At 72.4% G+C, this 13,447-nt stretch carries 16 protein-coding genes and 1 riboswitch; of the genes, 9 read left to right on the forward strand and 7 right to left on the reverse strand.

What is annotated here, in order from left to right; all coding sequences use genetic code 11:
- Positions 1-22 precede the first annotated feature (22 nt).
- Positions 23-388 (forward strand): PH domain-containing protein, encoded by a 366-nt coding sequence (locus ABT118_RS07730; protein ID WP_350645730.1) that lies wholly within the window; start codon positions 23-25, stop codon positions 386-388.
- 3 nt (positions 389-391) lie between these two features.
- Positions 392-982, forward strand: a complete 591-nt coding sequence (locus ABT118_RS07735; RefSeq protein WP_350645732.1) for a hypothetical protein — start codon at positions 392-394, stop codon at positions 980-982.
- 54 nt (positions 983-1,036) lie between these two features.
- Here the strand turns inward: ABT118_RS07735 and ABT118_RS07740 are convergent, their stop codons facing one another.
- Positions 1,037-1,759, reverse strand: a complete 723-nt coding sequence (locus ABT118_RS07740) for a siderophore-interacting protein (RefSeq protein WP_350645734.1) — start codon at positions 1,757-1,759, stop codon at positions 1,037-1,039.
- A gap of 271 nt (positions 1,760-2,030) precedes the next feature.
- Between ABT118_RS07740 and ABT118_RS07745 the strand changes: the two genes are divergently transcribed.
- Entirely contained in the window at positions 2,031-2,510 is a 480-nt protein-coding gene (locus tag ABT118_RS07745) for an NUDIX domain-containing protein (RefSeq protein ID WP_350645736.1), read from the forward strand.
- A gap of 34 nt (positions 2,511-2,544) precedes the next feature.
- On the opposite strand, the gene ABT118_RS07750 is transcribed toward ABT118_RS07745, so the two are convergent.
- The 3 genes from ABT118_RS07750 to ABT118_RS07760 all read right to left on the reverse strand — a co-directional run bounded on the left by ABT118_RS07750 (position 2,545) and on the right by ABT118_RS07760 (position 5,251).
- Positions 2,545-3,702 (reverse strand): phosphoribosylaminoimidazolecarboxamide formyltransferase, encoded by a 1,158-nt coding sequence (locus ABT118_RS07750; RefSeq protein ID WP_350645738.1) that lies wholly within the window; start codon positions 3,700-3,702, stop codon positions 2,545-2,547.
- A 35-nt stretch (positions 3,703-3,737) separates the two neighbouring features.
- Positions 3,738-3,824, reverse strand: a riboswitch (ZMP/ZTP riboswitch).
- A gap of 70 nt (positions 3,825-3,894) precedes the next feature.
- Entirely contained in the window at positions 3,895-4,695 is an 801-nt protein-coding gene (locus ABT118_RS07755) for an SGNH/GDSL hydrolase family protein (protein WP_350645740.1), read from the reverse strand.
- On the reverse strand, positions 4,679-5,251 hold the full coding sequence (locus tag ABT118_RS07760) for a PadR family transcriptional regulator (protein WP_350645742.1): 573 nt from the start codon (positions 5,249-5,251) through the stop codon (positions 4,679-4,681). Before ABT118_RS07760 ends, ABT118_RS07755 begins: the two co-directional genes overlap by 17 nt.
- Before the next feature lie 87 nt (positions 5,252-5,338).
- Here ABT118_RS07760 and ABT118_RS07765 point away from each other — a divergent pair, with 87 nt between their 5' ends.
- The gene (locus ABT118_RS07765) at positions 5,339-5,764 is read left to right on the forward strand and encodes a nuclear transport factor 2-like protein (protein ID WP_350645744.1); all 426 of its coding nucleotides are present in this window, start codon (positions 5,339-5,341) and stop codon (positions 5,762-5,764) included.
- 9 nt (positions 5,765-5,773) lie between these two features.
- Here the strand turns inward: ABT118_RS07765 and ABT118_RS07770 are convergent, their stop codons facing one another.
- Both ABT118_RS07770 and ABT118_RS07775 read right to left on the reverse strand, forming a co-directional pair.
- Positions 5,774-6,319: a GNAT family N-acetyltransferase gene (locus tag ABT118_RS07770; RefSeq protein WP_350645746.1), complete on the reverse strand. Its 546-nt coding sequence runs from the start codon at positions 6,317-6,319 to the stop codon at positions 5,774-5,776.
- A gap of 42 nt (positions 6,320-6,361) precedes the next feature.
- Positions 6,362-7,009, reverse strand: coding sequence for a TetR/AcrR family transcriptional regulator (locus ABT118_RS07775; protein WP_350646298.1), 648 nt, complete (start codon positions 7,007-7,009; stop codon positions 6,362-6,364).
- Positions 7,010-7,170: 161 nt separating this feature from the next.
- Between ABT118_RS07775 and ABT118_RS07780 the strand changes: the two genes are divergently transcribed.
- On the forward strand, positions 7,171-8,637 hold the full coding sequence (locus ABT118_RS07780; RefSeq protein WP_350645748.1) for an MFS transporter: 1,467 nt from the start codon (positions 7,171-7,173) through the stop codon (positions 8,635-8,637).
- 97 nt (positions 8,638-8,734) lie between these two features.
- Here ABT118_RS07780 and ABT118_RS07785 read toward each other — a convergent pair whose 3' ends face one another.
- On the reverse strand, positions 8,735-8,869 hold the full coding sequence (locus tag ABT118_RS07785; protein ID WP_350645750.1) for a hypothetical protein: 135 nt from the start codon (positions 8,867-8,869) through the stop codon (positions 8,735-8,737).
- A gap of 378 nt (positions 8,870-9,247) precedes the next feature.
- Between ABT118_RS07785 and ABT118_RS07790 the strand changes: the two genes are divergently transcribed.
- The 4 genes from ABT118_RS07790 (at position 9,248) to ABT118_RS07805 (ending at position 13,427) form a co-directional block, all read left to right on the forward strand.
- Entirely contained in the window at positions 9,248-10,303 is a 1,056-nt protein-coding gene (locus ABT118_RS07790) for a FecCD family ABC transporter permease (RefSeq protein ID WP_350645752.1), read from the forward strand.
- The gene (locus ABT118_RS07795; RefSeq protein ID WP_350645754.1) at positions 10,300-11,358 is read left to right on the forward strand and encodes a FecCD family ABC transporter permease; all 1,059 of its coding nucleotides are present in this window, start codon (positions 10,300-10,302) and stop codon (positions 11,356-11,358) included. The genes ABT118_RS07790 and ABT118_RS07795 overlap by 4 nt, the downstream gene beginning before the upstream one ends.
- Before the next feature lie 44 nt (positions 11,359-11,402).
- The gene (locus ABT118_RS07800) at positions 11,403-12,281 is read left to right on the forward strand and encodes an ABC transporter ATP-binding protein (protein ID WP_350645756.1); all 879 of its coding nucleotides are present in this window, start codon (positions 11,403-11,405) and stop codon (positions 12,279-12,281) included.
- Between the two features lie 90 nt (positions 12,282-12,371).
- Positions 12,372-13,427, forward strand: a complete 1,056-nt coding sequence (locus ABT118_RS07805) for an iron-siderophore ABC transporter substrate-binding protein (RefSeq protein ID WP_350645758.1) — start codon at positions 12,372-12,374, stop codon at positions 13,425-13,427.
- The last annotated feature ends 20 nt before the right edge of the window (positions 13,428-13,447 follow it).

Here is a 13,447-nt window from a genome sequence, read left to right on the forward strand (position 1 = left end):
GGCGCACGGCGAGAGGACCGGCATGGCGTTCTTCGGCAATGCGCACCAGGTGGACCCGGCGGCGGCCGGGCAGGAGTTCGCGCGGCTGCTCGGGCAGGGCGAGCAGGTGCACGCGGCGTACCAACTCATCCGCGACACCTTCCTGTTCACCGACCGGCGGCTGATCCTGATCGACAAGCAGGGCATAACCGGGAAGAAGACCGAGTACCACTCCGTCCCCTACCGCAGCATCACCCACTTCGCGGTCGAGACGGCCGGCACCTTCGACCTCGACGCCGAGCTGAAGATCTGGGTCTCCGGAAACCCGGTGCCGATCCAGAAGACCTTCACCAAGGGCGTCGACATCTACGAGGTCCAGGCCATCCTGACCGGCTACGTGGCCAGGTAGCCGGTGGCGGCCGAGATCGACCCGGAGCGGGCCCGGCACATCTGGCCGCTGCTGGCCACGGCCCGCACCTCGTACCTGGCGGCGACCGCTCCGGCCTACGACGAGGTGCTGTGGGAGGTGGCCCGGCGGGCCGAGAAGTCGGGCAGCCTGGGCAAGGCCGACCTCGGCGCGCTGGTCACCTGGAAGCGCCTCTCCGCCCGCACCCGGTGGGCCGCCGAACTGATGGCGGTCCCCGACCTCCGGGTACGGGCCGTCACGGGGCGGGCGCTGGCAGCCGTCCGGGACCCGTCGGTCACGCGCGGGGAGGCGGCCCGGGCGGGCCGGGCCGCGATCAGTGCCCTCCCGGGCTTCCGGAGCGGCGACGCGCTGGCCTCCGCCGTCCTCACCGCGGCAGCCCCGGCGCGGATGGCGGTCTACGACAAGCGGGCCCAACGGGCCTTGGAGTCGTTCGGGTTGACGCTGACCAGTGCCTCCGGCCGGTACGGCCGGTACCTGGACCTGCTCGACCAACTGCTCCGGGAGCCCGGCACGTTCGGGGCCGACTGGACGGCCCGGGACATCGACCTCGCGCTGTACTGGATCGGCGGCGACTGACCGCAGCCGCGCCCCACCCGCACCGGATGCCGGACCCTGGGCCGGAGGTGCCGCTCAGGGGCGCCAGTAGCCGAGGGCGTGCACCTGCGCCTTCGGGACGGCGAGTTCCTTGCGGGCGAACTGGGCCAGGGCACGGGTGGTGACGGTGTCACAGGCGATCCACACGTACGCGCCCGACGGGTCCCCCAGCAGCTCCGGCAGGTCGCGCCGGACCGTGGCGGCGAGGTCGGCCGCCGGGGCACCGCGCCGGATCCGGCGGACCTCGTGGCGGGCGGGGCGGCCGCGCAGCGGGAGCTGGTCGTCGGCGTCGTCCTGGGTCTCCAGCCAGATCGTGGCGGGGATGTCGGGGACCGCGGACAGCAGGGAGTTGACGGCGGGCAGCGAGGCACTGTCCCCGATCAGGAACATCCGCTCGGGCAGCGGGTCCGGGACCGTGAAGGCCGAACCCTGCACCGTGGCCTGGACGGTGTCACCGACACCCGCCGTCCGCGCCCACGCGCTGGCGGGGCCGTCGTGGAGCGCGAACTCCATGCTGAACGAACCAGCCGCCGGGTCGGGGTCGACCACGGTGTATGCCCGCTGGTGCGGACGCCCGGTGTGGTCGAACCAGAGCCGCACCCACATGGTCGGGTGGACACCGGTGGCGGCCAGCATGCCGCCGTCGGTGAAGTGCACCCGCCGGCAGTGCTCCGTGACGTCCTCCGCCCCGGTCACCGTGAACGCGAAGTCCCGCCCCCGCATCAACTTGAGGACGACGCCCTCCCACCCGTGCCCCATGTGCCCTCCCGCATCACCCAGCCCAGCCTGGTTCGGTTAGCCTAACCTAATTTCCAGAGCCGGGTATCTCTTGCCCACATCACCGGAGCGGGCGGGGCATCCTGTGGTCGCGGGGCGAAGGGCCGAGAATCCGGGTTGATGGAGCAATTCGAACAGCACCATCATCAGGGGTCGGCCGGTGGAGCGGGACGGTCGCCGAACCGCCCCTCCCGACCACACTGCGCCCCGGCGGCACCAGCACACCCGTCCGCGCTACCACTTGGAGTCCGCCATGCAGAGTCTGCGTCAGGCCGTGTGCGTCATCGTCCACGACGAGAAGGCCGCCAAGGTGGCCACCATCCGGTACGCAAACGACAGTTGGAGCAGCACACCTGCCTACACGATCCCCGGCGGCAAGGTCGAGGAGGGTGAGCGGCTGGACGAGGCCGCCGCTCGGGAACTCGTCGAGGAGACCGGGCTGGTCGTGGCGCCCGACGAGCTGCGCCTGGTGCACACCGTCCAGGTCCGCCAGAGCTGGGACGGCAAGGGGCCGTTCCTGCTCTCGGTGTTCGCGGCCACCGGCTGGCAGGGCGCGCTGGTGAACCGGGAGCCCGACAAGCACCTGGCCGTCCTGTGGTCGGACACCGACGCCCTGCCCACTCCGATGTTCGCCACCGCGCATGCCGCGCTGACGTCCTACCTGGGCGGTGGCCGGGGGTTCTCCACCCACGGCTGGGGCACCGCCGAGGATCCCTGCTCCCTGGTCGGCTGAGCAGCGGCCCGGGTGGGCGGGGATCCGGGCGGGGTCAGTGGTGGAAGAGCCGGAGGCCGGTGCGGGCGAGGGCGATGCCGTGTTCGCGGCAGGCGTCCTCGACCTCGGTGGCGCGGATGGATCCGCCGGGCTCGGCGATGCAGGAGACGCCGTGCCGGTGGGCGTGGTCGACGTTGTCGCGGAAGGGCAGGGCGCCGTCCGAGACGAACGCGACGTCGTGCAGGCCCGCGAGCCAGTCGGTCCGCTGACTGTCCGTCAACTCGGGGGCAGGGGCGGAGAGTGCGGTGGACAGGCGGGCGGTCTCGTCCGGGGTGAGGTCGCCCTCGATGAAGCGGATCTGCCAGTTGATCCGCTCCTGGCGCCGGACCTCCGGCCGGAAGGCGAGGGCGCGCACGGCCGGGTGGCGCCGCAGCCACCAGGTGTCGACCTTGGCTCCCGCCAGCCGGGTGCAGTCCACCCGGGACTGCTGGCCCGCGCCGATCCCGAGCGTCTGGCCGCCCCGCAGGTAGCAGACGGAGTTGGACTGGGTGTAGCGCAGCGTGGCCAGGCCCAGCAGCAGGTCCTCGGTCGCCCCGGTGGACAGCGTGCCGCACACGACGTCGTCCAACAGCCCGGCGTACACAGCCTGTTCGTCGCGCTGCTGGGTCAGCCGCAGGCCGAACACCTCGCGCGACTCCTGCCGCGGCGGCGCGTACGCGGTGTCCGCCTCCAGTACCAGGAACCGACCGTTCTTCTTCCGGCCGAGCACCGCCGTGGTGCCCGGGGCGTAGCCGGGGGCGATGATGCCGTCGCAGACCACCCGGGCCAGCAGGTCGGCGAGTTCGGCGTCGACCGGGTGCGAGACGGCGACGAAGTCCCCGTAGGAGGACTTCGGGTCGGAGTCGCGGGCCCGGAGGTAGGCGCTGGTGAGCGGGCCGATCCGGTCGGGGTCGACGCCGTAGAGCTCGGCGGTGACGGCGTCGACCGGCCCGGCCAGGGCCGCTCCGGCGGGTGAGACGTGCTTGAAGGAGGCTGCGGCCGGCCGGTTCAGGGCGCGGCTCGCCTCCAGCACCAGCTGCCAACTGTTCAGGGCGTCCAGCATGTTGATGTACGAGGGGCTCCCCTGGAGCACCCGCACCGGCCACTGGCCGGGCTGTACCGGCTCGGCGCCGGCTGCCCGCTGCTGGGGGTTGATCCCGTAGCGCAGATCCACGTCATTGCCTCCTGGGTCAGCTGGAACATCACTGACGCAGGCGCCCAGGCGGTCGACGCAGACGTACGAATCCCTCACCGCTCCCCGGTGGTTGTCCACCTTCGCCAGTCGCGGCTGAGCAGGATCCTACCCTGCGCGGATACGCCTGCGGCCACCTCGGCCACGCGCTCCAGCCGCGCGCTCCGGCCGCGGTCAGCCCGCCGCGGCGACCGGCAGCAGGGCCGGGCGGCGAGCGGTGCGGCCGTCGCCGGAGGAGCGGCCGCGGATGCGGCGGGCCAGCCAGGGGCCCAGGAAGGCGCCGGCCCAGCGGAGTTCGGCGGCGGTGGCGCGCAGACCGCCGGGGACGGCCTGCGGCGGCAGCCCCCTGGTCCAGGAGTCGTCGCTGCCCGCGAGGCCGAGGGCGTCCGCCACCGCGTCGGCGATCCGCTGGTGGCCGAGCGGGGAGGCGTGCAGGCGGTCGGTGCTCCACATCCGGGGGTCGGTGGACGCCTCCGGGAGGGCGGTCTCGGCCACCGCGACGCCGTGCCGGGCGGCGGCGGCCCGGATCCGGTCGTTCAGTTCGAGCACCCGGGGGCGCAGCGGCCTGGCCAGGCTGACGATCCGTCCGATGTCGGGGAAGGTCACCGTGGCGACCTGCGCCCCCGCCTCGGTGAGCGCGGCGAACATCGCCTCCAGCTCGCCCGCCACCGCGACCGGGTCGAAACTCGGCCGGAGCAGGTCGTTGACCCCCGCCACCACGGTGGCGAGGTCGGGGCGGAGCGCGAGCGCGGGGCCGAGCTGTTCGGCCCGGACCTGCCCGGCCAGCCGGCCCCGGACGGCCAGGTTGGCGTACTGCACGGCGGGGTCGGCGGCGGCCAGCTGCTCGGCCAGCCGGTCCGCCCAGCCCCGCAGGCCGACGGTGTCGTCCCCGTCGCCGACGCCTTCGGTCTGGCTGTCGCCGAGGGCGACGTACCGCAGGTAGGTACGGGGCCGGGGGTCAGGCGTGTTCGGCACGGTTCTCCTGTCGCGCTCGCAGGACGGCCGCGATGCGCAGGCACCAGTCCCGGGTCTCCTGTTCGAACGCCACGCCGCGCAGACAGGTCAGGTACGGCCCGATCCGCTCGCCGTGGCGCAGGTACTCGTCCTCCGGTGCGCCGCCGCGGAGGGTCCGGAGCAGCTCGGTCAGGAACTCGGCCTTGCCCCGGGACACCTCGGCCCGCTCCTCCAGCTGGGCGATCACCGCTGCGGTGCCGATCCGGTCGGCGGCCTGCACCTTCACCATCAGGTCGTCCCGGATGAAGGACGGCTTGGCCACCGTCTCCGCGAACGCCTCCAGTTCGGCCCGCCCGGCCTCGGTGACCCGGAACAGCCGCTTGTTGGGCCGCCCCTCCTGGAGCACCTGACGACCCGACAGCAGGCCCTCCTTCTCCAGCTTCGCCAGCTCGGCGTAGAGCTGCTGGGGCAGCGCGTGCCAGAAGTTGGCCACGCCGATGTCGAACGCCTTCGCCAGCTGGTAGCCGCTGTACTCGTCGTCCAGCAGCGCAGCCAGTACGGCGTGCCGCAGTGCCATCTCCACCGCCCCTTCCCATCCGAGGTCCGCCCCTGCATCATACTCAAGAAACTGACTAGTCAGATCGATGACTATCGAGGAGACCCCGTGACACCGACCGCCGACCGCTTCCGCACCGCCGTCGAGAAGGGCGAGCACGCCGCGCTGGCGGACCTGTTCAGTGCGGACATCCGGTTCTACAGCCCGGTGAAGTTCAGCCCGTTCGAGGGCCGCCCGCTGGTGCTCGGGCTGTTCGGCGTGCTGCTGCGCACCTTCGAGGACTTCCGCTACCTGGGCGGGTTCGAGGGCAGCACCGAGACCACCGGCGGCGGACCCGCCGCCCCGGCGGTGATCCTGCCGTTCCGCACCACGGTGGACGGCCGCCAGATCCACGGCATCGATCAGCTCCAGTTCGACCAGGACGGCCGGATCAACGAGTTCACCGTGATGGTCCGGCCCCTGACGGCCGTTCAGACCCTCTCCGCCGCGGTCCTGCGCGGCCTGGTCGCCGACGGCCTGCTGCCCGCGCAGTAGCCCGCGGCCTCAGCTGCGGCGCAGGGCCAGCTCGTAGTCGCTGCGCGCTCCGGCGGCGGGGACCGAGTGGCCGGTGCGCTTGAAGCCGACCTTGCCGTACATCGCCTCCGCCCGGACGTTGTCCTCGTGCACGAAGAGCCGGACGCGTTCGACCGACGGTTCGGCCAGCGACCAGGACCACTCCAGCGCGGCGCGGAAGAGCTCCGCCGCGAGCCCGGTGCCGCGGGCCTCGGGCCGGACGAAGACGCCCACGATGTGCGTCTGCGCCAGCTCGGGCACGTCACCGAAGAAGGTCTCGACGCCGGGCCGTTCGACCAGCACCGAGACCGTGCCGAGCCAGCGCCCGTCCTCGGCCTCCGCGACGAACTGCCGACCGGCCCGGCCCTCGGCCACCCCGGCGGCCCGGCCCTGCCAGAAGTCGTCGGGCTGGGCCGCGGCCCGCTCGTGGGTGTCGTGGAACGCGAGGTGCGCGACCGGGTCCAGCAGCGCGTCCAGCCGCAGCGCCCTGATCCTCGCCCAGTCCTCGTGCCGTACCGCCCTGATGATGTGGTTCATCCGCAGATCCTCGCATCGGCCCTGGTGGCGGGCCCAGCGGATTTACCGTCCGGCCTGGAGGCGGAGGCCGGCCAGGGTGAGGTCCAGCGCGGCGAGGAACTGCTCCCGGTCGTCGTGCCCGTCGAACTCGTCGACGATGTCGTGCACGAACGGGTACTCCGCCGGGTCGAGCGCGCGCCAGGTCTCGGCGTAGCGGCCGAGGAACTCGTCCCGGTCCACACTGCCGTCGAGCACCGCCTCGGGCGGGTCCTGGCCGAGGTCGACGGCGTTGCTGACCACGACGCCCACGACGGCCGACACGGCGTGGAACCGCTGCCGCGGCGTCAGGTCGAGCCGGAGTGCCTGCTGCCCCAGCTCCTCGTACAGCCGGAGGGTGTTGCTCGGGGCGTCGATGCCGCGCATGAAGCGGGATCCCAGCCAGGGCCGGTCCACCACGGCCTCGAACAGCGCGACGGCCATGCCGCGCAGGTCGTCGACCGGGTCGTCGCTGACGGTGCGCCAGTCGTCGGCGGTCAGCACCCCGCCCAGCACGTAGTCGATGGCCCGGTCGAGCAGGTCGTCCTTGCCGGACACGTACCAGTAGATGCTGCCGACGCCGGTGCCGAGCCGGCTCGCCAGGGCCCGCAGCGTCAGCGCGGACTCACCCGCCTCGTCCAGCAGGGCCACGGCTGCGGTGAGGACGGCCTCCAGGGAGTGCGAGGCCCGTCGGCGCTCCCGGGTCGGCCGGTCGGCGGGACGTGGGCGCGGGCGTGTCATGGTCCCCATCCAATCACAGCTTGCAGAATTATCGAACTGCGTTCTACTGTGGAACGTCGTTCGATACTCGGCGACATTCCGAGAGGAGGCCGCCTATGGCCGGCACCAGTACCGCCCCCGCGCCCACGGCACCGGGCACCTACCCGTCCCTGCGCGCAGCGTGGATACCGATGGCCGCGCTCTGCCTGGCCTTCTTCGTCGAGATGGTCGACAACACCCTGCTCTCGATCGCGCTGCCGACCATCGGCCGCGACCTCGGGAGCGGCACCACCGCCCTCCAGTGGGTCACCGGCGCGTACTCGCTGACCTTCGGCGGCCTGCTGCTGACCGCCGGATCGATGGCCGACCGGCTCGGCCGCCGACGCGTCCTGCTGGTCGGTCTGGCCGCGTTCGGCCTGATCAGCCTCTGTGTCGTCTTCGTCACCGGCACCGGTCAGCTCATCACCCTGCGGGCCGCCCTCGGCATCGCCGCCGCCGCGATGGCGCCGATCACCAACTCGCTGGTCTTCCGGCTCTTCGAGGACCAGGCCCTGCGGATGCGGGCGATGACCGTGATGATCATCGTCGGCATGTCGGGCTTCGTGCTCGGCCCGGTGCTGGGCGGCACCGCGCTCGCCCACGTGCAGTGGCAGTGGCTGCTGCTGGTGAACGCCCCGATTGCCCTGATCGCCGCCATCGGCGTCCGGCTCGGCGTCCCGGCCGACCGGCCGCAGGACCTGACCCAGGACCGGCTCGACCTGCCCGGCGCCGCACTGAGCGTCACCGCCATCGGCCTGGCCTGCTACGCGCTGACCAGCGGCGTCGAGCACGGCTGGCTCTCCGCCGTCACGCTCGGATCGGTGCTCGGCTCCCTGCTCGCGACCGTCGCGTTCGTCCGGCACGAGCGGCGCAGCTCCTCCCCGATGCTGGACCTCAAGCTCTTCTCCAACGGCACCGTCCGCGGCGCCACCATCGCGCAGCTCGGCACGGCGATCGCGATGGCCGCGGTGATGTTCGGGCTGATCCTCCACTTCCAGTACGCCTACGGCTGGAGCCCGGTCCGGGCCGGCCTGGCGAACCTGCCGATCATCGTCACCATGCTGGTCGCGACGCCGCTGTCCGAGTGGCTCGCCGGACGCTTCGGTCACCGCATCGCCTGCCTGGTCGGCGCGGCCTGCCTGGCCGGCTCACTGGCCGGCCTCGCCTGGGGCGTCGACCACGGGTACGCCGCCATCGCGCTCTGCATGGTGGTGCTGACCATCGGCCTGCGCACCGTCATGACGATCTGCGCCATCGCCCTGGTCGAGGCGATGCCGGCCAACCGCACCTCGATCGGCACAGCCCTCAACGACACCGCCCAGGAGGTCGGCAGCAGCGTCGGCACCGCCGTGGTCGGCACCCTGATCGCCGCCCTGGTCACCACGCAGCTGCCCGCAGGGGTCTGGGACAGCGCCCTGGTCCAGTCGTTCTTCCACGGCGAGCGGATCACCTACGCCGTACTGGCACTGGTGGTCGGCCTGGTCACGGCCTTCGGCGCGCTCAGCCTCACCGACTCGCACTCCACCGAGGAGTCGCACGGCTGACACCGCATCAGCCGGCCCGGGCCGAGCGGCCCGGGAAACACGGACGGGCCGTCACCAGTGTTCTGGTGACGGCCCGTTGCCGGTGGTGCTCATGCGGTCAGGCCTTGCGGGCACGCTTGGCGGCGCGCGCGGCACGGCTCTTCAGTCGGAGCGTACGGGCGAGGCGGTAGTCCTCGGCCTCCCGCAGGCGGTTGTCGATCGTCGCCCGGGCCGCTTCGAGGTGGTAGGTCATGGCAATCCCCCAGTCGATGGGTGCTCCGTTGGCATCACCGCGATGCCGATCCCCCGGCTCACCCTCTGTGCTTCAGATCCTACACCCGATTCGGGCCAACGCCTTTCATTTTCCATTCTGTTCAGCTTTTCGCCTCATGATCGAAGGCAAAAGTGCCACCTGAGCCTCAGTCGACCGAGGTCGGCGCCAACTCCGGGACGGCCTGCGGCCGGTGTACCCGGACCTGCCCTCGCCGCCACGGCGCTCCGAGCAAGGTCGACATTGCGCGCTCATCAGGTTAGCCTCGCCTAAGTCGCGCCCGGAGGCCGGCAGCGCACCGGGCCCGGGTGGCACGGGGTTCGGACAGCACGGCGTTCACGAGGGATCACGCACGTCACCATGGGCACGACCACAGATTCACCGGCGGCGCGTCACCAGGCCTCGGAACTCCGCCGCAGACGGGTCGGCCTCGGCGTCCTCGGCGCCGCCGTCCTGGTCACCGCCGTGCTCTCGCTGTTCGTCGGCGCCCGCGCGCTGACCCCCGGCGAGGTCTGGCACGGGCTGTTCGACCCGCCCGTCGCGGACCAGGAGCTCACCGGAATCCGGCTCATCGTGCAGACCGTCCGGCTGCCCAGGACGGTGCTCGCCGTCGTGGCCGGCCTCGCGCTGGGCGTGGGCGGTGCACTGATCCAGGGTTACACCCGCAACCCCATCGCCGACACCGGGCTGCTGGGAGTGAACACCGGCGCCTCGTTCGCGGTGGTGTCGGCGATCTCGCTGCTGGGCCTCACCGACCCGTTCCAGTACGTCTGGTTCGCCTTCCTGGGAGCGGCGGTCGCGGGGGTCGTGGTCTTCGGCCTGTCCAGCATCGGCCGCGGCGCGGGGAACCCGCTGACGCTGGCTCTGGCCGGCCAGGGGGTCACGGTGTTCCTCGCGGCGATGACCACGGCGGTCGCACTGTCGGACAAGGCCGCGCTGAACGCGCTGCGGTTCTGGAACGCCGGATCGGTGGCCGGGGTCGGCTTCGGGGTGATCTGGCCGATGACCCTCTTCGTCGTGCTCGGGCTGGGCCTGGCGCTCGCCACCCTGCCCACCCTCAACCTGCTGAACCTGGGGGACGACGTGGCGCGCGGCCTGGGCGTGAACATCGCCCTGATGCGGACCGTCGGCATCGCCGCCATCACCCTCCTCGCGGGCGCGGCCACGGCCGCCTGCGGCCCGATCGCCTTCCTGGGTCTGATGGTGGCTCACCTGGCCCGCCCGCTGACCGGACCGGACCACCGCTGGTCGGTGCCGTTCGCCGGGCTGCTCGGCGCCCTCGTCCTGCTGCTCTGCGACATCGTCGGACGTCTGGTGGTGAGACCGGGCGAGCTGGAGGCGGGCCTGCTGGTCGCGCTGCTCGGCGCCCCGTTCTTCGCCGCCATGGTGTGGCGCGGGAGGTTCAGGACCACATGACCGAGTCGACGGCGCCCGCGCTCGCACCGGGCCTGCGGATAGCCGGTACGTCCTTCCCCTGGCGGCCCAGGCTGCTCCTGGTGACGCTGCTCCTGGTGGGCACGGCGTTCCTGCTGTTCTGCGTGTCCATCGCGGTCGGGGACTTCCCGATCGGCCTGCCGCGCGTGCTCGCCACGCTCTTCGGCCGGGGCGAGCGGGTGGACGAGTTCGTGGTCATGGACCTCCGACTGCCCCGGGCGGCCGCCGGACTGGTGGTCGGGGTGGCCCTGGGGATCTCCGGGGCGATCACCCAGTCCGTCGCCCGCAACCCGCTGGCCAGCCCGGACATCCTGGGCGTCACCGGCGGGGCCAGTGCCGTCGCGGTCTTCCTGGTGACGGTCTCGGGCGGTGCCGCGTCGGCGCTGGCGGGCTCGATCGGGATCTCGGCGGCCGCGCTGGCCGGGGGCCTGGGCACCGGCCTGCTGGTCTACCTGCTGGCCTGGCGGCGCGGCATCGACGGCTTCCGCCTGATCCTGATCGGGGTCGCGGTCAGCGCCGCGGCGGAGGCGGTCACGAGCTGGCTGCTGACCGCCGCCGACATCAGGGACGTGGCGCGGGCGCAGGCGTGGCTGGTCGGTTCGCTCGACGGCCGGTCCTGGGAGGAGGTCCGGCCGGCGCTCTGGGGCACGGCCGCGCTGCTGGTGGTGGTGGCCGCCGCCGCCTTCCAGTTCCGACCGCTGCACCTGGGCGACGACGTGGCCGCCGGCCTGGGCGTCAGGTACTCCCGGGTCCGGGCGGTGCTGCTGCTGTGCGCGGTGCTGCTGGCCGGGACGGCCGTGAGCGCCGCCGGACCGGTGCCGTTCGTGGCCCTGATGGCCCCTCAGGCGGCGATGCGCCTGACCCGCTCCGCCACCCCGCCGCTGGCGGCCTCCGGGGCGGTGGGCGCCGTTCTGCTGATCGGTGCCGACCTGGTCTCGCGCACGGTGCTGCCGGTCTCGCTGCCGGTGGGCGTGGTCACGGCCGCGATCGGCGGCCCGTTCCTGGTCCACCTCCTGGTGCGGGCCAACCGCCGCTGACCGTGCCCGCCGCAGTTCCGCACCCCCCGAGCAGAGGAACAGTCTTGACCGTGGATCAGACCCGCGTGGCCGAAGCGCCCGCCGCCGAGCCCGCACGCCTGGCGGCCGCGGGCGTCACGGTCGGCTACGGCGACCGGACCGTCATCGAAGCCCTGGACGTGGTGATCCCCCGGGGTGCGACCACCACCATCATCGGGCCCAACGGCTGCGGCAAGTCCACCCTGCTGCGCACCCTCTCCCGGCTGCTCCGGCCGACCGCCGGGGCGGTCCTGCTCGACGGCGAGGACATCGGCCGGCTCCGGACCAGGGAGGTGGCGCGGAAGCTCGGCCTGCTGCCCCAGTCGCCGGTCGCGCCCGACGGCCTGACGGTGGCGGACCTGGTGGCCAGGGGCCGCCACCCGCACCAGAGTTGGCTCCGGCAGTGGTCCTCCGACGACGCCTCGGTGGTCGCCGACGCGCTGGCCATGACCGGGGTGGCCGATCTGGCGGACCGTCCGGTCGACACGCTCTCGGGCGGTCAGCGCCAGCGGGTGTGGATCTCGATGACCCTCGCCCAGGGCACCGACCTGCTGCTGCTCGACGAGCCCACCACCTTCCTGGACCTCGCGCACGCCGTCGAGGTGCTCGATCTGGTGGACGACCTGCGGGAGGCCGGGCGCACCGTGGTGATGGTGCTGCACGACCTCAATCTGGCGGTGCGTTACAGCGACAACCTGGTGGTGATGAAGGCCGGTTCGGTGCTGGCCCAGGGGCACCCGGGCGCGGTGGTGACCACCGAGCTGCTGGCGGAGGCGTTCGGCCTGCGGGCCGAGGTGGTCGAGGACCCGGTGAGCGGCGGCCCGCTCATCGTCCCGATCGGCCGGAAGCAGGGCCGGACGCACGACCGGGAGGCCGGGTGGGTCCGGAAGCACCCCGAAGCTTAGGCTAGGCTCACCTAATATGATCATCGGAGCCGGGTTGCTCAGGCAGCCCGGTCCGACTCGGCACGACCGCACGAAGGCAAGGGATCCCGCATGCTCCTCGACCGTTCCCACCGCACCAGCCCCTGGCAGCGGGTGGCAGTGACCGCCACGGCAGCCGCCCTCGGAGCCGGGCTGCTGGCCGGTTGCGGTTCCGGTGCGTCGGACCAGGACGGGAAGGCCGGCGCGGGTGACGCGGCCGCCTCCGGTGCCTTCCCCGTGACGGTGGAGCACGCCTTCGGGTCCACCACCGTCACCAAGGCCCCCCAGCGCGTGGTCACCGTCGGCTACACCGACGACCAGTCGGTGCTGGCCTTCGGCATCAAGCCGGTCGGCATGGTCGACCAGTACCCGAACCCGGCCGGCACCAGCCCCGACGTCAACACCCAGTGGCCCTGGGTCAAGGACAAGTGGGGCGACGCCAAGCCCGAGGTCATCATGAGCAACGGCGACGCGGGCCCCAACTTCGAGAAGATCGCGGCGCTGCGGCCCGACCTGATCGTCGCGGTCTACTCCGAGATCGACCAGGCCGGCTACGACAAGCTCTCGAAGATCGCCCCGACGGTCGGCCGGACCAAGGCGGAGAAGGAGCCCTTCAGCGCTCCCTGGCAGGACAACGCCCTGCAGATCGCCAAGGCCGTCGGCAAGGCCGACGAGGGCCGGAAGATGGTCCAGGGCATCAACGACAAGCTCGCGGCGGCGAAGCAGGCCCACCCGGAGTTCGCCGGCCAGACCGCCGTCGCGCTGTCCTGGTACAAGGACTCGCTGGCTCCCTTCACCAGCACCGACGTGCGCGGTCAGCTCCTGACCGGCATGGGCTTCAAGGCGCAGACCGAGATCGACAAGATCGCGGGCGACAAGTTCTACACCCAGCTCTCCCCGGAGCGGACCGAACTCGTCGACGTGGACCGGGTGTTCGTCATCAACGACAAGGCCGACACCGAGGCGCTCAAGAAGTTCGAGCTCTTCACCAACCTGAAGGTCGCCAAGAACGGCAAGGTCTCCTACCTCCTGGACAGCGAGGGCCCGGCGGCCGGCGCGGCCATCTCGCAGGCCACGCTGCTCTCCGTGCCGTACGCCATCGACGAGCTCGTCAAGTCGGTCGGCTGAGCGTGGACGACGGCGGAACG

Origin of the sequence: Kitasatospora sp. NPDC002040 (assembly GCF_040296785.1) — a bacterium.
Classification (GTDB): domain Bacteria; phylum Actinomycetota; class Actinomycetes; order Streptomycetales; family Streptomycetaceae; genus Kitasatospora.